Annotated in this window: 19 protein-coding genes and 1 pseudogene; 16 read left to right on the forward strand and 4 right to left on the reverse strand. The window is 62.7% G+C overall.

All coding sequences use genetic code 11. The annotated features are described in order from the left end of the window. The first annotated feature begins 20 nt into the window (after positions 1-20). From mtnK to K359_RS0119035, 6 genes and pseudogenes are all read left to right on the forward strand, one after another. Positions 21-1,318: pseudogene (gene mtnK / locus K359_RS52385) on the forward strand (S-methyl-5-thioribose kinase). Between the two features lie 100 nt (positions 1,319-1,418). After that, positions 1,419-1,553 carry a hypothetical protein gene (locus K359_RS65810; RefSeq protein ID WP_256375165.1) on the forward strand — a complete coding sequence of 45 codons (135 nt, stop codon included), beginning with the start codon at positions 1,419-1,421 and terminating at the stop codon, positions 1,551-1,553. 534 nt (positions 1,554-2,087) lie between these two features. Then, positions 2,088-4,628, forward strand: coding sequence for an arylsulfatase (locus K359_RS0119015; RefSeq protein ID WP_084518448.1), 2,541 nt, complete (start codon positions 2,088-2,090; stop codon positions 4,626-4,628). A gap of 129 nt (positions 4,629-4,757) precedes the next feature. Beyond that, entirely contained in the window at positions 4,758-5,096 is a 339-nt protein-coding gene (locus K359_RS58900) for a DUF3302 domain-containing protein (protein ID WP_165123826.1), read from the forward strand. 5 nt (positions 5,097-5,101) lie between these two features. Then, positions 5,102-6,274 (forward strand): HlyD family secretion protein, encoded by a 1,173-nt coding sequence (locus K359_RS0119030; protein WP_051346208.1) that lies wholly within the window; start codon positions 5,102-5,104, stop codon positions 6,272-6,274. Between the two features lie 63 nt (positions 6,275-6,337). Continuing rightward, positions 6,338-7,984, forward strand: coding sequence for an efflux transporter outer membrane subunit (locus tag K359_RS0119035; protein WP_245284661.1), 1,647 nt, complete (start codon positions 6,338-6,340; stop codon positions 7,982-7,984). 897 nt (positions 7,985-8,881) lie between these two features. Here K359_RS0119035 and K359_RS0119040 read toward each other — a convergent pair. The 4 genes from K359_RS0119040 to K359_RS0119055 all read right to left on the reverse strand — a co-directional run bounded on the left by K359_RS0119040 (position 8,882) and on the right by K359_RS0119055 (position 13,077). After that, entirely contained in the window at positions 8,882-9,916 is a 1,035-nt protein-coding gene (locus tag K359_RS0119040; RefSeq protein WP_029080777.1) for an ABC transporter permease, read from the reverse strand. Positions 9,917-10,018: 102 nt separating this feature from the next. Continuing rightward, positions 10,019-11,521 (reverse strand): sugar ABC transporter ATP-binding protein, encoded by a 1,503-nt coding sequence (locus tag K359_RS0119045; RefSeq protein WP_029080778.1) that lies wholly within the window; start codon positions 11,519-11,521, stop codon positions 10,019-10,021. 9 nt (positions 11,522-11,530) lie between these two features. Next, complete coding sequence (locus tag K359_RS0119050; protein WP_029080779.1) at positions 11,531-12,565, reverse strand: sugar ABC transporter substrate-binding protein; 1,035 nt, start codon at positions 12,563-12,565, stop codon at positions 11,531-11,533. Positions 12,566-12,654: 89 nt separating this feature from the next. Continuing rightward, complete coding sequence (locus K359_RS0119055) at positions 12,655-13,077, reverse strand: globin (protein WP_029080780.1); 423 nt, start codon at positions 13,075-13,077, stop codon at positions 12,655-12,657. A 456-nt stretch (positions 13,078-13,533) separates the two neighbouring features. Here K359_RS0119055 and K359_RS0119060 point away from each other — a divergent pair, with 456 nt between their 5' ends. The 10 genes from K359_RS0119060 to K359_RS0119105 all read left to right on the forward strand — a co-directional run bounded on the left by K359_RS0119060 (position 13,534) and on the right by K359_RS0119105 (position 24,348). Continuing rightward, the gene (locus tag K359_RS0119060) at positions 13,534-13,917 is read left to right on the forward strand and encodes a DUF2946 domain-containing protein (RefSeq protein WP_035976766.1); all 384 of its coding nucleotides are present in this window, start codon (positions 13,534-13,536) and stop codon (positions 13,915-13,917) included. An 84-nt stretch (positions 13,918-14,001) separates the two neighbouring features. After that, positions 14,002-16,401, forward strand: coding sequence for a TonB-dependent receptor (locus tag K359_RS0119065; RefSeq protein WP_029080782.1), 2,400 nt, complete (start codon positions 14,002-14,004; stop codon positions 16,399-16,401). Between the two features lie 11 nt (positions 16,402-16,412). Continuing rightward, positions 16,413-17,639, forward strand: a complete 1,227-nt coding sequence (locus K359_RS0119070; protein WP_156928564.1) for a sialidase family protein — start codon at positions 16,413-16,415, stop codon at positions 17,637-17,639. Then, positions 17,636-18,133 carry a TlpA disulfide reductase family protein gene (locus K359_RS0119075; protein ID WP_029080784.1) on the forward strand — a complete coding sequence of 166 codons (498 nt, stop codon included), beginning with the start codon at positions 17,636-17,638 and terminating at the stop codon, positions 18,131-18,133. The genes K359_RS0119070 and K359_RS0119075 overlap by 4 nt, the downstream gene beginning before the upstream one ends. A 34-nt stretch (positions 18,134-18,167) precedes the next feature. Further along, positions 18,168-18,677, forward strand: a complete 510-nt coding sequence (locus K359_RS0119080; RefSeq protein WP_029080785.1) for a copper chaperone PCu(A)C — start codon at positions 18,168-18,170, stop codon at positions 18,675-18,677. Positions 18,678-18,684: 7 nt separating this feature from the next. After that, positions 18,685-19,212, forward strand: coding sequence for a YcnI family protein (locus K359_RS0119085; protein ID WP_029080786.1), 528 nt, complete (start codon positions 18,685-18,687; stop codon positions 19,210-19,212). Between the two features lie 3 nt (positions 19,213-19,215). Further along, complete coding sequence (locus K359_RS0119090; RefSeq protein WP_029080787.1) at positions 19,216-20,802, forward strand: CopD family protein; 1,587 nt, start codon at positions 19,216-19,218, stop codon at positions 20,800-20,802. Between the two features lie 165 nt (positions 20,803-20,967). Further along, complete coding sequence (gene proS, locus K359_RS0119095) at positions 20,968-22,287, forward strand: proline--tRNA ligase (protein ID WP_029080788.1); 1,320 nt, start codon at positions 20,968-20,970, stop codon at positions 22,285-22,287. 72 nt (positions 22,288-22,359) lie between these two features. Continuing rightward, complete coding sequence (locus K359_RS0119100) at positions 22,360-23,640, forward strand: lipoprotein-releasing ABC transporter permease subunit (protein WP_029080789.1); 1,281 nt, start codon at positions 22,360-22,362, stop codon at positions 23,638-23,640. Between the two features lie 9 nt (positions 23,641-23,649). Further along, on the forward strand, positions 23,650-24,348 hold the full coding sequence (locus tag K359_RS0119105) for an ABC transporter ATP-binding protein (protein ID WP_029080790.1): 699 nt from the start codon (positions 23,650-23,652) through the stop codon (positions 24,346-24,348). The last annotated feature ends 43 nt before the right edge of the window (positions 24,349-24,391 follow it).

Below are 24,391 nucleotides of genomic sequence, written 5' to 3' on the forward strand. Positions count from 1 at the left end.
ATGTGGGAGGAGGCGACCAGATGAACCTGCAGGCGCAACCAGGCTCCTCCGGGGCCAGCCAGTATCGAATCCTGCGGGAAGCTGACCTCCGGGACTATCTGGCCGGAGTTCCTGCCATCGTCACGCAACTTGGCGGCGCCCCGGCCGACTGGTCGATCAGCGAGGTCGGCGACGGCAATCTCAACCTCGTCTTCATCGTCAAGGGCAGGACCGGCGGCATCGCCGTCAAGCAGGCGCTGCCCTATGTACGGCTGGTCGGCGAGAGCTGGCCGCTGCCGCTCTCGCGCGCGCACTACGAACACATGGCGCTGGTGCATCAGGCGCGGCTGGCGTCGGAGCTTGTGCCGGCCGTGCTGCATCACGATGCGGAGCTTGCGCTCACCGCGATGGAGCTGCTCGAGCCGCACATCATCATGCGCAAGGGCTTGATCGAGGCCACGCGCTATCCGCGCTTTGTCGATGATATCTGGCGCAGACGCTGTTCTTCTCGTCCGATCTGGCGTTGTCGGCCGCGGCGAAGAAGCAGGGGATCGCCGATTTCGCCGGCAACCATGCGCTCTGCAAGATCACCGAGGATCTGATCTTCACCGATCCCTACCGGATCGCCGAGCAGAACCGCTGGACCGCGCCTTATCTCGACGCGACCGCCGCGGCGTTCCGCGAGGATCTCGACCTGCATGTCGCGATCTCCAGGCTCAAGCTGAAATTCATGGCGAGCCCGGAGGCGCTGCTGCACGGCGACCTGCACACCGGCTCGATCATGGTCACCGAGAGCGAGACCAAGGTGATCGACCCCGAGTTCGCCTTCTACGGCCCGATGGGGTTCGACATCGGCGCCGTCATCGGTAACCTCCTGATGGCCTATCTGGCCTCCGCAGGGCACGAGCGCACACAAGGCGAGCGCGCCTCGTTCGAAGCGTGGCTGCTGGAAACCATCGAGGGCGTCTGGACCGGGTTCTCCCGAAAATTTCTCGCGCTGTGGGGCAGCGAGGCTGATGGCGACGGCTATCCGTTGTCGCTGTTTACGGGCGAGGCGGGCGCCGCGCGGCTGGAGGCCGAGCGGCAGGCCTACATGGCGCGGCTGTTCCGGGACACGGTCGGCTTCGCCGCGGCCAAGACCATCCGGCGAATCCTCGGCCTCGCGCACAACATCGATTTCGAGTGGATCGCGGACGAGAAGCAGCGCGCGATCTGCGAGGCACGGGCCCTCAAGCTCGCACGCGGCATGATGCTGGAGGCCGGGTCCTACACGACGATCGGCGCAGTCACTTACGCAGCACGCGAACTGCGCCACTGGCAGCCCGCTTTTGCCAGATAGCGCGTAGGGTGGGTTAGCGAAGCGTAACCCACCATCTCCGTCCCACAGGGACTTGCGCGGAGGAGAGACCTAACTTTCGGCCGGACGCACGAAACAGAGAATGCCGGCCTCAGGCGTGAAGCAGACCACGGCGCGGTTCGTCGGGTTGTCGGTTCTGTCGATGATCCTGTTCGGTGGGACCCGCAGCCAGAATGGAGCCGACATCTTCCAGCGATCATCGATCAATACCTCGTAGCCGTCGCGGTCCTGTCGGAACTCTACCGTTCGGCAATCCGCAATCGAGCAGCACGACGCACCGGTGCCTGGTTGCTTCAGGCTCTCAAACCATGGGGCAAGCGCGGGATTTGGGCTATCGGGCGGTGCTGCTACCGCGGCCTGACTGAGAGCAAGTCCGACTGCAACGGCGATTTTCCAGCCAATCCTCCCAGTTATCTCGCGATGTGCCGTAGACGCTGACAAAAGAGTAACCCTCCGCCGTCCACCAGAGGATAGCGCTGACTCGGCCGGGCTTCTTCGGAAATTTTAGCGCAACTGCTACGGCGCATGAGTTCGGAAGTGGCCATGTGCGGACCTTCGGCCCGGCCGCCTCGACGTCTGCTTTCAGGGTACGAACGGACGCGGGCGGGGAGGGGCACAACTTCCGCTCAAGACCCGAACCCGACGTTTCGGACCCGTGGGCGGTAGGTTGATCTAGATCAACTTAAGCGTTGCGGCTTTGTGTCTCGGATAGGCGTCCATGGGTTCTGTCGTCTCCAAGAGGGAGCTTTCAATGACCGGTACTCGTCACGATGACGATAGTTCAAAGCCGGAAGGCCGCTTACAAAACCGCCGCAACTTGCTGCTTTGCGGCACCACCCTCACCGCCGCTTATTTGCTGTGCGCGCTGGGGACAACCAGCCTCGCGCAGCAAACCACCGGCGCGCCGGGTTCGCCGAGCGCCACGACAACCATCGATGGCAAGCAGCTTCCGCCGGAGCCACCTAAGTTCGGCGGCGTGATCAAGGAAGATGCCACGGCCTCCAAGCCATACTGGCCACCGTCCGTCGTGCCGCCCAAGGGTGCGCCGAACGTCCTGTTGATCATGACTGACGACCAGGGTTATGGCGTGTCCGGCACCTTCGGTGGGGTGATCCCGACGCCGAACATGGATCGCGTCGCCAAGGCGGGTCTGCGTTATACGCAGTTTCATTCGACAGCGCTCTGCTCGCCGACGCGGGCAGCGCTCATCACTGGCCGCAACCACCATTCGGTCGGCTACGGTGTCATCGGTGAAATGTCCACCGGCTATCCGGGCTACGATTCCGTAATCGGCCCCGAGAGCGCCACGATCGGAACTATTCTTCGCGACAACGGATATGCCACGTCGTGGTTTGGCAAGAACCACAACACTCCCACCTATCTTTACAGCGCGGCGGGGCCATTCGACCAATGGCCGGTCGGCATGGGCTTCCAATACTTCTACGGCTTCATGGGCGGCGAGACCGACCAGTGGACGCCGTATCTTTATAAGAACACGACCCAGATTTTTCCGTGGATCGGCAAGACCGGCTACAACCTCATAACCGACATGGCGGATGATGCCATCAACTACATGAACGGACTGAACGCGGCCGCACCCGACAAGCCGTTCTTCCTCTACTACGTGCCCGGCGGCACGCATTCGCCGCATCAGCCGAAGAAGGAATGGATCGACAAGTTCAAGGGCAAGTTCGACATGGGCTGGGAGAAGTTGCGCGAGCAGATCTTCGCCAACCAGAAGCGCCTCGGGGTGATCCCGGCGAACACCCAGCTCACCGCTTGGCCGGATACCCTGCCGAAGTGGGACTCGCTCTCATTCATCCGAAAGAAATTATACGCGCGCGAAGCCGAGGTGTTTGCCGGCTATGCGGCGTATACCGACTACGAAATCGGCCGCGTCATCCAGGCGGTCGAGGACATGGGCAAACTCGACAACACGCTGATCATCTACATCAGCGGCGACAACGGCACGAGCGCCGAAGGCACGCTTGAGGGCACGCCGAACCAGATGACCGCCTACAACGGCATTTTGCAGCTGCCCGAAGCCGAGCTGATGCTGCATTACGAGAATTGGGGCTCCGACAAGACTTACCCGCATATGTCGGTGGCGTGGTCGTGGGCCTTCGATACCCCGTTCAAATGGACCAAGCAGGTGGCATCGCACTTCGGCGGCACCCGGCAAGGCATGGTCATCTCATGGCCCGGCCACATCACGGACGCTGGTGGCATCCGCACCCAATTCCATCACATGATCGACATCGTGCCGACGATCCTCGAAGCCGCGGGCATCCAGGCTCCCGCCACGGTCAATGGCATCACGCAAAAGCCCATCGAAGGCGTGAGCATGGCCTATACGTTCGACAAGGCCAACGCCAACGCACTCTCGAAGCGCGACACGCAGTATTTCGAAATGTTCGCGAACCGTGGAATCTACCACGATGGTTGGTACGCTTGCACAACGCCCCCCGAGCCGCCTTGGCTCTTGGGAACGGCCAAGCTGCCTGAGATTAACGACTACAAATGGGAACTCTACAACATCGCTGACGACTACTCGCAAAACAACGACCTCGCAGCCAAGAATCCCGACAAGCTAAAGGAGTTGCAAGCGTTGTTCCTGTCGGAGGCGGCGAAATACCAGGTCTTTCCGCTGGACAACTCGGTGCTGCCCCGCATTGTGACACCGCGCCCGAGCGCGACTGCAGGGCGAACGGTTTTCACCTATTCTGGTGAGATTGCTGGAATCCCCGACAGTAGCGCTCCGAGCATCCTCAATAAGGATTACACCATCACCGCTGAGGTTACTGTTCCTCAAGGCGGCGCGGAGGGAATGATCGCCACTCTTGGCGGTCGCTTTGGCGGATACGCCCTCTACTTGCTCAAAGGCAAACCAGTCTTCGTCTATAACCTGCTCGATCTCGAACGGTACCGCTGGGAAGGCGGCATTGGTGGTCGCGACTTGTTTAGCGATGCCCTCAAACCCGGCAAGCACACGATAGTATTCGACTTCAAGTACAACGGACCCGGCCCGGGCAAGGGTGGCACCGGTGTACTGACGGCCGATGGCAAGCTGGTGGCCGCAAAGACGATCCCGCACACGATTCCGTTTCTTATGGCCATCGACGAAACGTTTGACATCGGGAGCGACACCCGCACGACGGTGGACGACAGTTACAAACTTCCTTTCCGCTTCACCGGCAAGATCGACAAGCTCACTTACAAACTTGGTCCCGTACAGATGTCAAGTGATGAACAAAAGCTGATGCGGCACGCGCTTGAAAAAGCGAGAGACTGAGCGCGATAAGTCGTGGCGATTCGTGTCGGACCCAACGCCACGACTTATTCTTCTTCGCTAAGAAATCGTTCCGGCCCGCTTCGAAAGCCCTGCGCGAAATATCATCGCGCATAGAAGGGAGTGTCGGCAGTGGATTCTTCATTCGGCGCTTTGGATGCGTTCGCGTTTGTCGTGTTCGCGGTTCTGATTTTTGCTGGCGTCATCATTGTCGTCAATCTGGGCAAACTTCCGGGTCAACTCGCGCGCAAATGGAATCATCCGCAGGCCAGTGCAATCAATGCCATGAGCTGGGTCGGGATCGCGACAGGCGGCTTGCTATGGCCGGTTGCGTTCATATGGGCGTTCACTACGCCGTTCGGAGTTAAATCAGCAAAAAGCGATTTCCAGCCCCACGGCGTAGCACCCGACACGGGTGACGGTGCGACCGCATCGCGTCAGCTCTCAGGGGACAAGGAGATGCGACCGTGATCGCAATGCTGATCATCGTCTACGTTGCGATCGTTCTCGTGCTGTTCAAGGTCCTGCGCATCAAGCCCACGGCCTATATCATCGCGGCCTTGATCGTCGCGGGCGTATTCATGATCGGTGGCGTCGTGGTGGTCTGGACGCAGTCGGCACCGATTACGGACAAGATGGTGACCAGCCAGTACGTGGTGCAGCTCGTTCCTTATGTCAAAGGGCAGGTCAAGACGATCCACGCCGAGGCAAATCAACGGGTGAAGAAAGGTGACTTGCTGCTGGAAATTGACCCGGCGCCGTACCAGTACACGGTGAACCAGGTCGAGGCGCAGTTGGCCGCGTCGAAGGCGAACGTATTGCAGGCCGAAGCCGCGCTGACGACCGCAAAAACGGCCATACCGAATGCGCAGGCCATCCTCGCGAAGGCGAAGGCCGCGGACGAACTGGCCAAGACCCAGGAACAAATCGCCCTCAACATTCAGCGTGCGGACAAAGCTGCCATTAGCCAGCTCAATGTAGCCAAGGCGGCGCAAGAACGTCAGGAGGCGGACGCCGCCGTTCAGCAGGCTGAAGCGGGTCTCGCGCAAGCGCAAGCCTCGGCTCAACAGGCGGCCGCGGCCTTGCAGACGGCCCAGAGCAATGTTCCTGCCATCGAAGCTCAATTGGACGACGCGCGCTTTAACCTCGCACAGTGCAAGATGACGGCGCCGGCTGATGGATACGTCACGAATTGGCAGGTGCAGATCGGCACCATGCTTGTGCCGATGCCGCTTGCTGCGGCGGGAACATTCGTCAACGTGTCCGATACCGCCGTCGCCGCTGTGTTTCCCCAGAATTGGCTCTCGAATGTGGAGCCGGGCGATGATGTGGAAATGGTGCTTAACCCATATCCCGGCCGCCTGTTCTTTGGAAAAGTGGACTATGTGATCCCGGCAACCGGGGGAGGGCAATTCACAACCAGCGGCACAATCCCGAACGCGGCCCGGATCGGATCTGACGGGCTTTATGCAGTACGGATCAATTTCACCGACGATGCCGTAGCCCGCAAGCTGTCCATCGGGTCAGGCGGATCGGCGGCGATCTACACGCAGAAGGGCAAGGCCACGCACGTTATTTCGAAGGTCACGATCCGGATGAAGAAATGGTTGTTGTACGTCATGCCCTCTGTGGAAAAGCCGCCATCGTAGCGTGCAGATCAAGGACGAAGGGATACAATCCAGTTGGGAGTACGTGCGTTGGGAGCGAAAGCCTTGGAGACGCAGTACCAATCACCGTTTGTGCGGCACAATGTCGGCGCCGCGCTTGGTTGGTCAACTGATTGGTTGCTTGTTGCTACGCTTCTCCTGCCGACCATGGCATGTACGATCGGGCCGGATTTTACAGCGCCTGTCGCTCCGGTTGCCGAAAAGTTTCGTGGCGCAGACAATCGCTCGGTTAAGTCCGGCCCGCGTGAGTACGAACATTGGTGGACGACCTTCCGTGACCCGTCCCTCAACAGGCTGATCCAGATTGCGTACGCCCAGAATCTGACGTTGGAGAGCGCAGGGACTCGGGTGCTGCAAGCACGTGCGGTGCTGGGAATAGCCGTCGGCATAACCTATCCGCAGGTGCAGCAGGGCGTCGGTTCGGTCATCTACAACCGAACCAGCGCCGCGACACCGCTGGCGGGTCCAAATGCGACACCTCAGTACTTCTGGACCGATGCGTTGGCTGCGCAAGCAGCCTGGGAGCTGGATTTTTGGGGCAAGTTTCGCCGCGGTGTCGAATCCGCCGACGGTGCGTATCTGGCGTCGATTGCGAACTACGACGGCGTTCTGGTCTCGCTCCTGGCCGATGTGACCGCAACCTATATCGGTATCCGCACCACAGAGCAGCTGATCGGAATTGCACGGGCAAATGTCCGCAGGCAGGAGCAGGCCCTTAGTATCGCAAAGGCAAAGTTCACGGGCGGCGGGACGTCGGAGCTTGATGTTTTCCAGGCGACGAACGTCCTCGAACAGACTCGTGCGGCAATACCCCAGTTGACGATACAATTGCGGCAGGGACAAAACGCGCTCTGCGTCCTGCTCGGCGTTCCGCCGCAGTCGCTCGGCATGTTGCTTTCACGATCAGTCGGCAGGATACCGTTGCCGCCCGCCTCCGTCGTTGTTGGCATACCTGCGGATCTGCTGCGCCGGAGACCGGACGTCCGCGCCGCCGAACTCGCCGCGCTGGCGCAGAGTGCGCAGATTGGAATCGCCACGACGCAACTCTATCCGGCAATCAGCATTACGGGCACATTCGGCGGCTCGGCCAGCACCGCCAATGGCCATAACCTTGGTCAGGTCGTCAGTTGGAAGGGCGTGGCGTATGCTGCGGGCCCGTCGTTTCAATGGAATCTCCTCAACTACGGGCAAATCACCAACAACATTCGTTTGCAGGATGCCAAGCTCCAGCAATTGCTGATCGACTATCAGAACATCGTGTTGAGTGCCCAGCAGGAGGTGGACAACGGTCTTGCAACATATCTGCAATCCCGGAACCAGGCCGCGTATCTCCGCCGCAGCGTTGAGGCGGCAAATGGTGCCCTCAGGATCGCACTTGAGCAGTATGAGCAGGGCGCGACGTCATTTACCACCGTACTGACCGCTGAACAGAATCTCCTTCAAGCGCAGAACAGCCTGGCCGGCGCCTCGGCCAACGTTCCGCTTGGCCTCACTGCGGTGTTTCGGGCGCTCGGGGGCGGGTGGCAGATACGTGAGGGTGGCAACTTCGTCAGCACGGCAACGGTTGACCAGATGCGTGCGCGAACGGACTGGGGTAATTTGCTTCCGCCTCCGAACGGGCCGCAACCGCCGACTCCGGGCCTGCCGGGTCCTGGGGACATCGGGCCGACGATACGGCCTCCGGAGTGGTAATTGTCAGAGGCGAAAGCATTGCATCTTTGGAGGTCGCTGATGGCCGCTTGTGGCCCCATCGCGTCGTTTCGGTGCTATGCAACAATCCGTCGGCTTTAGAGGGGACAGCGGACTCGGGCGAGCCGTCGGCACCGCACGTTTTTATGGCGTCCGGGCCCTGGTACGCCGAAGGTGCCCATGCCACTGAGTTGCCCGACGGCGCAAGCCCCCGCAGCAAAAATATTTCGCTTTATCAGAAGCGCAACTCAGTGCTATGAATCCAGCCGTTTCACCCGATCGAGGGGCGCTTCGCGATCGTCACGGGTGTGCGGTGAGATGCGGTGGACGCTTTGGTGCGCAACTGACGAGTGCGCATGAAGCGGACGGCGAAGTCGTGTGGTCCTGACGCCCTAGCTAGCGGCAGGTGTCCTCTCGCAAGATGCGAACGCGTGTTGCGCAGGCGGTGACAAACAAGCCCAGTCTCGCCGGGGAGAGCACGAAGTAAGCCGTAAAACCATCGCGCAGGGAAAGCCGGATTGCTCCGGTTACACCTGTGGTCCTACCCCCGAGCTTTCTACCTTTTGCTCGGGGCCCATGAGTGCGATCGGCACCCGGCTTTCCCTGCGCCCTCCGTTCAAGGAGAGGGCGGAACGAGATGCAAAACTCGGGCGAAAGGCGCCGCGAGAATGAAGACGTATGTCTCACTGACCGTGCAACAAATTCAGTGTCGTCCCGGCCTTGAGCCGGGACCCATAACCACAAATGCGATTTGGCTTGCAGGGCTGCGGCCACAACTCGCTTCAACAACACGAGCCTGTGGTTATGGGTCCCTGCTTTCGCAGGGACGACAAGCGGAGAGGGCGCGTGCAACCTCATCGCGCATGCACTGACGAAGTCGGACAAACCGACGCCGCGCGCCTACTCCGCCGTCCGCTCCCGCAGCCGCTGCGCATAGACGTTGATGATCAGCGCGGCGAGCAGGATCAGGCCGCGGATCAGGATCTTCAGGAAGCTGTCGATATTGACATGGTCGAGGCCGTTGTTGAGCACGCCGAGCACGAACAGGCCGACGATGGTGTTGCCGATGCCGCCGCGGCCGCCGAACAGGCTGGTGCCACCGACCACCACGGCTGCGATCGAATCCAAGAGATAGGTGTCGAACTCGTTCTGCTGCGCGCTGCCGAAATGCGCGACGCCGAGCATGCCGCCGATCCCCGAGCACACCGCCGAGATCACCATCACGCTGCCGAGGATGAGCTTGACGTTGAGGCCGGCAAATTCCGCGGCCTCGCGGTTGCCGCCGACCATGTAGACGTAGCGGCCGAACCGGGTGTAGGTCAGCACCAGATGGCCGCCGAGCAGCATCACGGCGGCGACGATCACGATCCAGGGGATGCCGCCGATCGAGCCCGAGCCAAGCGTCGTGATCAGGCCCGGCACCTTGTAGGCGATCTGTCCGCGCACCAGCAGCGCGGAGACGCCGGCCGCGATCTGCATCATGGCCAGCGTCATGATGAAGGAGGGTATGCCAATCACCGTCAGCCCGAGCGCGTTGACGAGGCCGAGCAGCGCGCACAGCACCAGCGCCAGCAGGATCGCGGCGAAGCCGGGCATCGGGACGTTGGCGATGTTGACGTAGGATTCCTGCAGCGTGAAGTACGCCACCGCAATGCCGGTGACATTGGCGATGCTGGCGATCGACAGATCGATCTCGGCGCACAGGATCACGAAGGTGAGGCCGACGGCGATGATGCCGGTGACGGACACCTGGGTGAGGATGTTGCCGAGATTGTCGATGGTCGCAAACGACGGGCTCGCGATCGCGAAGAAGGCGCTGAGGAAGATCAGCGTCAGGAACGGTGCGATGTTGCGCATCTGCGAGCGCAGGAACGGCCCCAGCCCGCGCGGCCGCTTGTGATCGGCGGGGCTCGTCGCGCTATCGCTGCTTGCCATTATCCCACTCCATCAAGCGCGATGACTTGGTCATCGCGCTTTCTCCAGTTATTTGAGCATGGTCTAATCGGAAAATCGCTTCGCACTTTTCCGGACCATGCTCTAAGCCGCTTCCAGCAGGCGGTCCTTGCTGACCGCCTCGCCAGCGAATTCGCGCACCACCGCGCCGCGCTTCAGCACCAGGATCCGGTCGGCCAGCGACAGCACCGTCTCCGGCTCGGTCGACAGCACGATGATCGCCAGTCCCTTGGCGCGGAGATCGCGCACGATGTTGATCACGTCGTTCTTGGCGCCGACATCCATGCCGCGGGTCGGCTCGCACAGCACCAGCAAACGCGGCGGATAGGTCAGCCACTTCGCCAGCGCCACCTTCTGCTGGTTGCCGCCCGAGAGCATGCCGAGGTCGAGGCCGACGACCGGCGGCCGGATCTGCAATTGCTCGACCTGGCGCTGCGCGATCGCACGCTCACGCATCGGCCTGAGCAGCAGCGCCGAGATCCGCTCGAGGACGCTGATCGAGATGTTCTTGTAGACCGGCTCCTGGTGGAACAGCATGGCGCGGCGGCTTTCCGGCACCAGCGCGACGCCGGCGCGCCGCGCCGCCGCGGTGCTGCGGAAGGTTTTGGCCGAGCCATCAACCGCAAGCGTGCCGCCGTCCGGCCTCAGCTTGCCGAACAGGATGCGCGACAGCTCCAATTGTCCGCAGCCCATGAAGCCGTAGATGCCGAGCACCTCGCCGGAGCGGACCTCGAACGAGACGTCATTCAGGCTGCGGCCGAGCGAGAGTTGATCGACCTTCAGCACCACTGCGCCGCCATTCGATTGCGGGAGCATCAGGTCGTCAGTGTAGCTGTGCTCCAGCGCCTCGCCGCCGCGGCCGATCATGGCCTCGATCAGGGCGCCCTTGGTGGTGTCGGCAGACGCGGTCTCGGCGATCTTCCGTCCATTGCGGAACACGGTCACGACGTCGGAGACGCGCAGGATGTCCTCGATGAAATGCGAGATGAAGACGATGCTGGTGCCTTCGTCGCGGAGCCTATGCAGCGTCGTGAACAGGCGTTCGACCTCGGGCGGAGAGAGGGCGGAGGTCGGCTCGTCCAGGATGATGATGCGCGCGCCGGAAAACAGCACGCGGGCGATCTCGATCAGTTGCTGGAGGCCGATCGGCAGGTCGCCGAGCCGCGTCATCGGATCGACGTCGATGCCAAACCGCGACAGCTGCTCGCCGGCCTCGCGCGCCATCCGTCGCCATTGCACGACGCCGAGGCGGTTGGTCGGCTGGTTGCCGAGGAAGACGTTCTCGGCGACCGTGAGATCGGGCGCGACGCTGAGCTCCTGATGCACCATGCCGATGCCGGCGGCGTGCGCGTCGCGGGTCGAGCGGAAGCGGGTCTCCTTGCCGTCCAGCATGAAGCGGCCGGAGAACTCCGGATGCACGCCGGCGATGATCTTCATCAGCGTGCTCTTGCCGGCGCCGTTCTCGCCGACGAGACCATGGATCTCGCCGGCGTGAAGCGCGAAGTCGACCCCACGAAGGGCTTCGACACCGCCGAAGGCCTTCGTGATCTGGTTCAACTCGAGGATCGGGGAACGTCCCTGCGACATGAGGGCCGCTCAGATCAGGAAGTGATCCTCCATCCACTGCATGCCGGCGGCGTTGGCCTTGGTCACGACGGGGCCGTCGGTCACGACATTCTTCGGAATGCCCTGGCCGCTCTTCTCGCCGCCGACCACGGCCGCGACACCCGCGACGATCGCGCCGCCATGGATGCGGCAGGACGGATTGCGGACGGTGGCGAACATGCGGCCTTCGCTGACCGCCTGGATCGCCGGCGGCATGGCGTCGACGCCGCCGATCAGGATGTTGGTGCGGTTGCGCGCCTTCATGATGTTGTAGGCGGCGAGCGCCATGTCGTCATTGTGGAAGAACGCCGCGTCGATCTGCGGATATTTCGTCAGATAGGTTTCCCAGAGGCGGGCGGTCTTGGAGACGTCCCAGTCGGCGGGCTGGGTATCCAGCACCTCGATGTTCGGGAACTGCTTGATGACAGTGTTGAAGCCCTTGGCGCGGCCCTGCGCGCCGGTGTGGCCGAGCGCACCCTGGGTCATGATGACCTTGCCCTTGCCGCCGATCGCGTTGCACAGCGCCTGCGTGACCGATGCGCCCATGAACTCGTTGTCGGGCGCGAGGAACGAGTGGACGTTGATCTGGTCGAGCGGCGCAATCAGCGTGTCCATGTCGATCACGGGAGTGCCGGCGTCGATCATCTTCTGCACCGGCTGGGTCAGCGTGCCGATGCCGAACGCCTGGATCGCGACGAAATCCCATTTCTGCGAAGCCATGTTGTCGATCGCGGCGCGCTGCTTGACGGCGTCGAGCTGGCCGTCGAACCAGGTCACTTCGACATTGAACAGCTTGCCCCAGAACTCGGCGGCCTGCTTGCCCTGCGCGCACCACGTCGCCTGCAGTCCGGCGTTGGAGAATGCGGCCTTGAGCGGCTTTTCCGAGCGGCCCATTTCGGCTGCGAGCGCAGACGTCACGCCCATTCCGCCGAACAATCCTGCCGCAGCTCCACCGGCCGCCGCCAATTGCAGAAGGTCGCGCCGCGTCGTCGACGCCTTGTCCATCCCCTTGTCGATCCCTGACATTGCTTGCTCCCTCTTCATTTTTTCTCTCCGTCGGCGTCAGTTGCACGCGCCGCGGATAAAGGGAGTGTGTCACAATCGGAACGGTGACGCTACGCCCTGTCGTCCACGAGATGTTTCTGCTGCACGACGGCCGCGATGTCGCGGAGCAACTTGTGCCACGCAGCATCGATCTCATCGGACCATTGCTCGCCGAGAATTTCGCGGAGCTCGTCCGCAATCACGGCGAAGAAGGCGACGAACAGTTCGCGCGGTGTTCCGTAGGCGTCGTGCGAGAACACTTCCGATTCGATCAGGCGAAAATGTCCGCGGCGCTCGCCGGCGAAATCGATGATGGCTTGTATCGTCAGCGACAGCATCGAGCCCTTCACCGGCTCGCTGCCTTCGGTGCGGAACATCGCCTGCGCTTCGGGATGTTCGCGAAACAGGCGTCGGTAAACGGACGGCGTCAGATCATCGCAAGCCGCGGCTGCGAGTTCGAAGCTGCGTTCGATTGGATTGGCTGATGGAGTCATAGCGCTTTGCGATCATCACATAAAAAAAGAGCAGGGCTCCAAGCCCTGCTCCAAAAATTGTGTCGACCCTATTTGCCCCAAGAATTCGATTTGATCTTGATTAATGGGGTGACGCTGCTTGTGCGCGTCGGGCTCCTCCCGAGACTTGGACCACCAGGACACACCTCGCGGCTGGCCTGAGGCCGAATTGGTAGACCATCTTTCTGGGCTTGTCACCATTTTCGGCAACGATTGTTCAAATTTCGATCAATTTGCGAAATGATTGGCATGGTGCCACTGCCGGTTGCGAAAGTGGTCCGAAAACACGTGGCTGGGTAAGGAGATACGGCTACGTCCGAAACAGCCGGACGCAGCCGTGACGCAAGTGTCACGCTGGGTGATTTCCGTGGGCCGGAAGAAACGGCTGGTGTCCGCGATCTCGACTTTCGACACCTGTGGTGGTTAGTTCCGTTCCGGATGGGTTTTGCGATGCGTCGGCGGCTGAACAATTTTCTGCCCATAGTCCTGGTTGCCCTGTTGGTGCAGATTTTTGCACCGATCGGGGCCTGCTGGGCGGCGAGCCCTGCCGCGTCCGATCCGCTCGCGGCCGCCACCATCTGCCACGGCAATGCCGACTCAGGCACCGGGCAGGGCGACCAGACCGGTCACCGCGCCCATGACGGCTGTTGCTCTGTATGCAGCGTGCTGCAGACCGGTGCGCCGGTTGATAACCCGCAAGTTGCCGCCCAGGCCGTCGAACGCCTGCCGCGCCTGATCGTATGGCTCGATTTCGCCAGCGAACGCGATCGTTCGCCGGCCGGTCTCTCGGCGCAAGCCCGCGCGCCACCGCTGTTTTCCTGACGACGTTCTCGCTGCCGGTGCGCGTCCTGCGCCGGCGAGTGCCCTTGAACAAGCCGGCCGAAGAGCCGGTGTCAGGAACCATCCATGTTTCGGCTTCAACCGCACGGCGGGGCCAGTGCGCTCATGCTGGGCGCGGCCCTTTCCATAATCACCTGCTGGGCGAAGGCCCAGACGGCGCTGCCCTCCGTCACCGTCGAGGCGCCCGCGGCGGCGGCGCGTGCCAAACCGGCAGGGCCCAAGCCGCGCGCTCGAGCGGCATCCGTCCGGCGGCCACCCAAGTTGGCGACAGCGCCGACCGTGGCCGCGGCCCCAGCGGGCGGCGCGAGGCCGGGCGAGACGCTCGCAGCGATCCGCGACGGCTTGAACCGGGCGCCCACGGGCCAGACCCAGACCACCATCGACCGCAGCCAGTTCGACAATCGGCCGGCGTTCTCCGTCGCCGACGTGTTGCGCGACAGTCCCGGCATCTCGATCAAGCAGGGCAATGGCCCGCGTGATTTCGGCATCTCGATCCGCGGATCGAATGCGCGGAACGGCTTCGGCATCCGCAACCTCGTCATCTTCGATGACGGATTCCCGGTCACCCAGCCGGACGGTCTGTCGCGCACCGATCTGATCGATCCGCATGCCTATGGCGCGATCGACGTGATCCGCGGGCCGTCATCGGCGCTCTACGGCAATTACGCGACCGGCGGCGCGCTGAATTTCCGCACCCGGCCGGGCGGCACGATCGACGGCGTCGAGTATGGCGTCGAGGGCGGCAGCTTCGGCTATCTCAACAACTATCTTGCCGCAGGCAAGAAGGTCGGCAATTTCGAGGGCTCGCTGTTCGCGAGTGACGTCCGCGGCGACGGCTATATCGGGAACAGCTGGTTCAACACCCAGACCGTCAATTTCCTCGGCACGCTGCAGGTCACGCCGGACGACCGTTTCACGGTGAAGCTCATCAACAACGACCTGACGACACGCCTGCCGATCCGCTCGTCGCTCAATCAGTTCAACCAGAACCCGTTCCAGCAGGGCTGCACTACCGGAGCGACGGCCGCGCCGGGATGCGGAACCGTTACCCTGTTCAACAATGGCTTCAATTCGGCGGCAGGGACCGACAAGGAAACGGCGGTCCAGGCGGGCCTCGGGCGCGACGACCGCCGCACCATCGTCGGTGGCCGCTGGGAGCACGATTTCGACAACCAGACCACCTGGCGCAACCAGTTTGTCTTCGACGACCGCAATATCAGCCAGCCGACGGGATCGACGAGCGCGATCGGCGACTTCCCGTCCTACAACTACATGAGCGACGTCGTCAGGCGCAGCGAACTGTTCGGGATGGATTCGACGACCTATTTTGGCGGCTTCTACAATACGCTCACGGCTTCGAGTGATACCCGCAATGTGATGCCGGGCGGAAATGCGACGCTTGGAAGCCTGTCCAGCAACCTGTTCAGCACGACGACGAATTACGGTCTGCGCGCGCGAGAGGAACTGAAGCTCACCCCCGCGCTGACGGCCGTTGCCGGTATCGGCTGGGAGACCACCAATCTCACGGGGCGAAACACCGCCTATAGCTACGCGGGCGCTGCCGGAACCACGACCACGGCGATCACGACAGCGGACCGGCAATTCCAGAACACCGCGCCTGAACTTGCACTGCTCTACCGGTTGAACAGCGAGTGGCAATTCCGCGGGCGCGTGGCGACCGGATATGGCACACCGCAAGTCAGCAACCTCTTCATCCTGCCGGACGGCACGTCAGGCAATAACACCCAGCTGCGGACGCAAAAGAACCTCGGTTACGATGTCGGAGCCGACTGGACGCCGAACAACGCGGTCAAGCTGAGCGCCACCGGGTTCTACGAGTTCTTCAAGGACGAACTGGTCTCCCAGGCCACGCCGCTCGCGGGCATCTCGTACACGTTCAATGCGCCACGGTCGGAGCATCGTGGTGTCGAACTGGCCGCCGACTGGAAGTTCCTGCCGGGCTGGCGGTTCTCGGCCGCCTACACCTATCTCGACGAGGTCTACACCGAATATGTCGAGAACATCACGAACGGCGCGGTCTTCAGCTTCAATCGCGCCGGCAACAAGATCCCCGGCATTTCGCCGAACGAGCTCACGGCGCGGTTGGGCTACGACCAGTTGTCAGGTCCGCTCCAGGGACTCGGCGGGTTCGTCGAGGTCCAGTGGAAGGACAGCTTCTACATGGACAACGCCAATCTCTTGAGGGCGCCGGGCTACGAGCTCGTCAACCTCAACCTGCACTACAAGACCGATCTCGTCTCCGACTATTTCAAGGCGTTGAGCCTGTACATCGAGGTGCGGAACGTGTTCGACCGGACCTACATCGCTTCCGCGAACAATATCGCGAACTCGGTGACGGCGGGCGGCATTCAAAATCCCGCGAGCGTACTGGCGAACACGACCAACTCGATCTATGCCGGATCGCCACGCGCCTTCGTGGCAGGCATGAGGATTGCGTTCAAGTGAGGGGCGCATGGATGACATATCGCAAACCTGTGGCTCTGGCGGTGCTGGCAACGGTCATGCTTGTGGTCTTGCCGAACCTTGCCAATGCACAGATGAGCCACCAGCACGCCTCCGAAGCGGCGTGCGAAGAGACCGTGTTGCGCTGCGCGACCAAGGTCACTCCCGCCTTTGGGCCGGATGGGACGTTGTGGTTGGCATGGATGGCCGGCGGCCAAATCTCCGTCGCGAGCTCGAGGGATCAAGGCAAGAGCTTTTCCGCGCCGGTGCAGGTGACCCGGGACCGGCTCAACCTGGATTGGGGACCGGACGCGCGGCCGAAGCTGGCGATCGACGCCAAGGGAAACATCGCGCTGGCCTTCTCGACCTTCCGCGATCAGGCCTTCAACGGCCAGGTGCTGACCACGCGATCGAGCGATGGCGGGCGCAGCTTTGATCCGCCGAAGCCGATCACGGCAAACAACGAGAGCCAGCGGTTCGAGGCGATCGGCTTCGATCCTGCCGGCGCCGTGTTCGCGGTCTGGCTCGACAAGCGCAACCGCGTGCCGGCGCAGCAGCGCGGCGAGAAGTATGACGGTGCCGGATTGTTCTTCGCTGCATCGAAAGACGGTGGCGCGACCTATTCCGGTGCGCGGCTCGTGGCCGACAACACCTGCGAATGCTGCCGTCTCGGATTGGCGTTCGATGGGGCAGGCCATCCGGTGGTCGTGTTCCGGAACATTTTCGAAGGCGGCGTGCGCGACCATGCGATCGTGACCTTCACCGATCTGGCCAGCCCCGGCGAGGTGCATCGGGTGAGCCGCGACGACTGGCAGATCGCGGCATGTCCGCACCACGGTCCGAGCCTGACCATTTCGCCCGCAGGAACCTACCACGTGACGTGGTACACCAACGGCAAGGCCCGCAAAGGGTTGTTCTACGCGCGGTCGCGCGACGGCGGCAAAACCTTCTCCGATCCGCTCCCCGTTGGTCAGCCGAACCGAAGCCCGTCACGGCCGCAGATCATCGCAGGGCCGCAGGGTCTTGTGATGGCCTGGAAGGAGTTCGACGGGCGGAAGACATCGATCAATCTGATGACATCGCACGACGATGGAGCGACATGGTCGAAGCCCACTGATATCGCCGACGCCGCCGACAGCTCCGACCATCCGCTGCTCGTCTCGGACAGTCGGCAGACCTATTTGTCGTGGATGACGAAGGCCGACGGCTACCATTTTCAAGCGATCGAGGGCGAACCATGAAACGTCATTTGCTCGCTGCCTTTATCCTGCTCGCAACGCTGTCGTCCGCACTGGCGGCGGGCGAGGGCGCGCCAAAGCCGTTCGAACGCGGCAGCTGGCAGAAGCTGCTGCATGCGCATGCCGGCCATCCGACCCTGGTGCATTTCTGGGGTGTCACCTGCGGACCATGCAAGGTCGAGCTGCCGCAGCTCGGCCAGTTCATGAAGGATCATCCTGATATTGACGTCGTCACGATCAGCGCGGATCTGGTTCCGAACCTGCCGGAGGCGACGCGATCGATGCTGGACCACGCTGGACTCGGCTCGGCCGAGAACTGGATTTTTGACGACGGCTTCGCCGAACGATTGAGATTTGAGATTGATCCGGCCTGGCAAGGCGATATCCCGCGAACCATGCTGATTGCCAGCGACGGAACCGTCACGACGATCGAAGGATCGGCCGAAATCGCCGATTTGAACAAATGGTCTGACGCGCAGGCTGCAACAATCCGATAACACGACGACTTCAACCTGAAAGGAATCAGCCGCCATGAAGACGATCTCCCGCATCCTCGCTCTCGCAGCGCTGGCTGCTACACTCGCGTCGACGTCCGCACGCGCCGAGGACGTCAAGGCCGGCGACCTCGTGATCACGCAGGCCTGGACGCGGGCAACGCCGAATGGCGCCAAGATCGGCGGCGGCTACCTCACGATCGAGAACAAGGGCACGACGCCCGACCGGCTGGTGTCAGGCTCGGGCGAGGTTGCCGGCAAGATCGAAGTCCACGAGATGTCGATGGACAATGGCGTGATGAAGATGCGCGCGCTCGACAAGGGGCTGACGATCGAGCCCGGCAAGACCGTGAAGCTTGCGCCCGGCGGCTATCATTTGATGATGTTTGACCTGAAGAGTCAGCTGAAGCAGGGCGACAAGGTGCCGGTCACGCTCGAATTCGAGAAGGCCGGCAAGGTCTCGGTCTCGCTGGACGTGCAGGCCGTCGGCGCGCAGGCGCCTGGTGGTGACGACCATTCCGGCCACATGATGATGAAGAAGATGTGAGGGAGTCATGCGGTCACACACGCTCCTCGTTGCTACGGTGGCGCTGCTCGCAGCGTCGCCGGCGATCGCCCATATTACGCTGGAAGGAAAGCAGGCGCCGGTCGGTTCGTACTACAAGGCCGTGTTCGCCGTGCCGCATGGCTGCGCGGGATCGGCAACGATCAAGCTCCGTGTGCAGATTCCGGAAGGCGTGATCGGGGTGAAGCCGATGCCGAAGCCTGGCTGGACCCTCGATACGGTCACCGGCCAATACGCCGCGCAATACGACTATCACGGTGCCAGGCTCTCTGAGGGCGTGAAGGAAGTTGCCTGGAGCGGCGGCAAGCTCTCGGACCAGAACTACGACGAGTTCGTGATGCAGACGTTTCTCACCGATACGTTGAAACCCAACACCACGCTGTACTTCCCGGTCGTGCAGGAATGCGAGCAGGGCGTCAGCCGCTGGATCGACATCCCGGCCGACGGGCAGGGCGTCGGGCACGAGCGTGGCAGCAAGACGCCGGCGCCCGGCGTCAAGCTGCTGCCGAAGTCATAAGCCGTGCGGCAGGTCGCGAGCCTTGCAGCAAGCCTCTCAGCAAATCTTGCCGCGCTGCTCGTGGTGCTGTGCCTTGCGACTTCGGCCCATGCGCATGCCGTCCTGATCGCCGCCGAGCCGGCCGATGGCAGCGTGCTGACGGAGGCGCCGAAGACGGTGTTACTCCGTTTCAACGAAGCGGTGGCGCCGACTGCGGTCAGTCTGCTCGACGCTGCGGGCAAGCCGCGCGACGTCGCGATCCGCGCCGTCGATCAATCGGTGATGGTGACGCTGCCGGCGAATTTGCCCCAGGGCACGCAGGTGATCAGCTATCGCGTGGTTTCGCAGGATGGTCACCCGGTCGCCGGCTCGCTGCTGTTCTCGATCGGCGCCGTCACCGGCTCGGCAGCGCCGTCCGGCGACGGCGTGCTCGACGCGCTGGTGTGGCTGGCGCGGCTCGGGCTCTATCTGGGGCTATTTGCCGGCGTCGGCGGCGTGTTCTTTGCCGCCTGGATCGGGCAGGGCCCGGCCGGCGAACGACTGATCATGTGGTCGCTTGCAATCGGCCTTGTCGGCGCGATCGCCTCGCTTGGCTTGCAGGGCGTCGACCTCTTGAACCTGCCCCTCTCAGGCATGCTGACATGGGCGGCGTGGGCCAGCGCCGCCGGCACCAGCCTGTTTCCTGCCATGCTGCTCGCGATCGCCGCAATGTTGATCGCGGCGATTGCCTGGCGCAGCCCGTCGTTCGGTGCGGCCTTCGTGCGCACCGCGATCGCAATGATCTGTGTCGGGCTGTCATTTGCGGTCAGCGGCCATGCCGCCACCGCCCCTCCGCAATGGCTGACCCGGACCGCGCTGTTCATCCATGGCGTTGGCCTCGCCTTCTGGATGGGCGCGCTGGCGCCACTGGCGGTGCTGGCCTGGCAGCGCAAGGATTCGCTGTTGCGGGTGCTGCAGCGTTTTTCGACGATCGCGGTGCCGGTCGTCGCCTTGATCGCTCTGTCGGGCCTCGCACTCGCCGTCGTCCAGATCGAAAGTTTCCGCGCGCTGATCGATACCGGATACGGCAACATCCTCCTGGTGAAACTTGTGCTGGTGTTGCTGTTGCTCGGGCTCGCGGCGCTGAATCGGTTGGTGTTCACGCCGGCCATCGCGCGCGAATTCCACCGCACACGGCCGCTGCAGCGCTCGATCGCGCTCGAATTCGTGCTGATGATCGCCATTCTCGGCCTCGTCGCGCTCTGGCGCTTCACGCCGCCGCCGCGCGCGCTGGCGATGTCGACCGACGTTCCGCTCGCGGTTCACATCCACACCGATGCGGCGATGTTCCAGGTGCTGATCGCGCCCGGCAAGGTCGGGCAGAACGATTTTGTGCTGCAGCTGATGAATGGCGATGCCAGCCCATTCGTGGCCAAGGAGGCGACGCTGACGCTGAGCCTGCCTGATCGCGGCATCGAGCCGATGGAACGTAGCGCAGTGCTGGGTGCCGACGGCTATTGGCACGTGAAGAAGGTGCCGTTGCCGGTCCCGGGCCGCTGGCACATGCAGATCGATGCCCTGGTGACCGATTTCAAGAAAGTGACGCTGGAAGACGATTTCGAGGTCAGGTAAACGCACGATCAGCGCGCCGGGCAGGTCGGCGGGACGCAATTCGTTCAAATGGCCGAAAATAGCCTGATTTGAAGGGCTTTTGTCATTTGGCGGCCCTTGTGTTTTCACACCCGATCCGGTTTCACTGCAACTCTTCCCACGCTTTCCTGATTCCCGAGTAACGCCATGCGATTGTCGCGGTTTTTCCTGCCCATTCTGAAAGAAAACCCGAAAGAGGCGGAGATCGTCTCGCATCGGCTGATGCTGCGTGCGGGCATGATGCGGCAGGAGGCGGCCGGCATCTATGCCTGGCTGCCGCTCGGCTTCCGGGTGCTGAAGAAGATCGAGCAGATCGTTCGCGAGGAGCAGGACCGCGCCGGCGCGCTCGAGCTTTTGATGCCGACGCTGCAACTCGCCGATCTCTGGCGTGAAAGCGGCCGTTACGACGCCTATGGCCCGGAGATGCTGCGCATCCTCGATCGTCACAAGCGCGAGCTTCTGTACGGACCGACCAACGAGGAAATGATCACGGAGATCTTCCGCTCCTACGTCAAGTCCTACAAGAGCCTGCCGCTCAACCTCTATCACATCCAGTGGAAGTTCCGCGACGAGCAGCGTCCGCGCTTCGGCGTGATGCGCGGCCGCGAATTCCTGATGAAGGACGCCTATTCGTTCGACCTCGACGAGGCCGGCGCGCGGCGCTCCTACAACAAGATGTTCGTGGCCTACCTGCGCACATTTGCGCGGATGGGCCTCAAGGCGATCCCGATGCGGGCCGAGACCGGCCCAATCGGCGGCGATCTCAGCCACGAGTTCATCGTGCTCGCGGAGACCGGCGAGTCCGGCGTCTACATCAACCGCGATGTGCTTGACCTGCCGGTGCCGGGCGCGGACGTCGATTATGACGGCGACCTGACGCCGATCATCAAGCAGTGGACCTCGGTCTATGCTGCGACGGAAGACGTCCACGAGGCCGCGCGCTTCGAGCAGGAAGTGCCTGAAGCAAAGCGACTGAACACCCGCGGCATCGAGGTCGGCCAGATCTTCTATTTCGGCACCAAATATTCCGACACCATGAAGGCGATGGTGGCCGGACCCGATGGCGTCGACGTGCCGATCCATGGCGGCTCCTACGGCGTCGGCGTGTCGCGTCTGGTCGGCGCGATCATCGAGGCCTGTCACGACGACGCCGGCATCAAATGGCCCGAGGCGGTCGCGCCGTTCCGCGTTGCGATCCTCAATCTCAAGCAGGGCGATGCCGCGTTCGACGGCGCCTGCGAGCAGCTCTATCGCGATCTCTCGGCGAAGGGCGTCGACGTGCTCTATGACGACACCGATCAGCGCGCCGGCGCCAAGTTCGCCGCGGCCGATCTGATCGGTATCCCCTGGCAGATTCTGGTCGGACCGAAGGGGCTGGCCGACGGCAAGGTCGAGGTGAAGCGCCGCAGCGACGGGTCACGCGACAACATGAGCCCCGCCGACGTGCTCGCGAAGCTCGCGGGTTAAAGTTTATTCACGCCGCGCTTATCGACGGGGTAATCCGGCCACATTTGGTCCGAATCATGGGATTATCGACAGATGGATGAGACCATGAACGAGCCACTCCGTACCCGGCCTTTTGCGCCATTCGAATGGCTGCTGTCCGGACGCTATCTGCGCGCACGCCGCAAGGAAGGGTTCATTTCAGTCATCGCCGGCTTTTCGTTCCTCGGCATCATGCTCGGCGTCGCCACGCTGATCGTGGTGATGGCCGTCATGAATGGCTTCCGCAAGGAGCTCCTGGACAAGATCCTCGGCCTCAACGGACATCTTCTGGTGCAGCCCTTGGAATCGCCGCTGACCGACTGGAAGGACGTCGCCGACCGCATCAGCCAGGTGCAGGGCATTCGCCTGGCCGCGCCCGTGGTGGACGGGCAGGGACTCGGTTCGTCGCCATTCAACGCCGCCGGCGTGTTCATCCGCGGCATTCGCTCAGACGATCTCAACAACCTCACCTCGATCGCCAAGAACGTCAAGCAGGGCACGCTCGAGGGCTTCGATGAAGGGCAGGGCGTTGCGATCGGCCGCCGGCTCGCCGACCAGCTCTCGCTGCACGCCGGCGACATGATCACGCTGGTCTCGCCCAAGGGCGCGGTGACGCCGATGGGCACCACGCCGCGCATCAAGCCCTACAAGATCACTGCGGTGTTCGAGATCGGCATGTCGGAATACGATTCGACCTTCGTTTTCATGCCGCTGGCCGAGGCGCAGGCCTATTTCAACCGCAACAACGACGTATCCTCGATCGAGGTGTTCACCACCAATCCGGACAAGATCGACACCTATCGCAAGCTAGTGACGGAGGCGGCCGGCCGGCCGGTCTTCCTGGTCGACTGGCGGCAGCGCAACTCGACCTTCTTCAACGCGCTGCAGGTCGAACGCAACGTGATGTTCCTGATCCTGACCATGATCGTGCTGGTCGCCGCGCTCAACATCGTCTCGGGCCTGATCATGCTGGTGAAGGACAAGGGGCAGGACATCGCGATCCTGCGCACCATGGGCGCCTCGCAAGGCTCGATCATGCGGATATTCCTGATCACCGGCGCCTCGATCGGCGTGGTCGGAACGCTGACCGGCTTCGCTGTCGGCATGCTGATCTGCCTGAACATCGAATCGATCAGGCAGTTCCTGTCATGGCTCACCAACACTGAGCTGTTCTCGCCGGAGCTCTATTTTCTCTCCAAGCTGCCGGCTGAAGTCGATTTCGGCGAGACGCTCGCCGTCGTGATCATGGCGCTGACGCTGTCCTTCCTGGCGACGCTCTACCCGTCGTGGCGCGCCGCGCGCCTCGATCCGGTCGATGCGCTCCGGTACGAGTGAGGCGGGCACATGGCGGAGGGGGCGGAAGACGTACCGGTCGTCTATCTTCATGACATCAAGCGGGAATACCGGCAGGGCGAGGCAACGCTGACGGTCCTGAACGGCGCCAAGCTCGCGCTGTGGCCCGGCCAATCGGTGGCGCTGGTGGCGCCGTCCGGATCGGGCAAGTCGACCTTGCTGCACATCGCGGGCCTGCTCGAGAGTCCCGATGACGGCGAGGTCTATGTCGCGGGTACACCGACCTCGCAGATGTCCGATGTCGACCGCACCCAGATTCGCCGTTCCGACATCGGCTTCGTCTATCAGCAGCACCGGCTGCTGCCGGAATTCTCGGCGCTCGAGAACGTCATGTTGCCGCAGATGATTCGGGGCCTGAAGCGCTCCGAGACCGTGAAACGGTCGACCGAGATCCTGTCCTATCTCGGGCTTGGCGACCGCATCACTCATCGTCCGGCCGAGCTCTCGGGCGGCGAACAGCAACGCGTGGCGATCGCGCGCGCGGTTGCGAATGCACCGCGGGTGCTGTTTGCGGACGAGCCGACCGGGAATCTCGATCCCGGCACGGCCGATCACGTCTTCGGCGCGCTGATGCAACTCGTCAAGGCGACCCGGGTCGCGATGCTGATCGCGACCCACAACATGGATCTCGCCGCGCGGATGGATCGCCGGGTGTCGCTGACGAACGGACAGATCGTCGAGCTCGAATAACGCCTTTCGGAGCGAAGCGGCCAACGGTTCGCGCAAAGAAATC

The organism is Bradyrhizobium sp. th-b2, from assembly GCF_000426785.1.
GTDB lineage: Bacteria > Pseudomonadota > Alphaproteobacteria > Rhizobiales > Xanthobacteraceae > Bradyrhizobium > Bradyrhizobium septentrionale.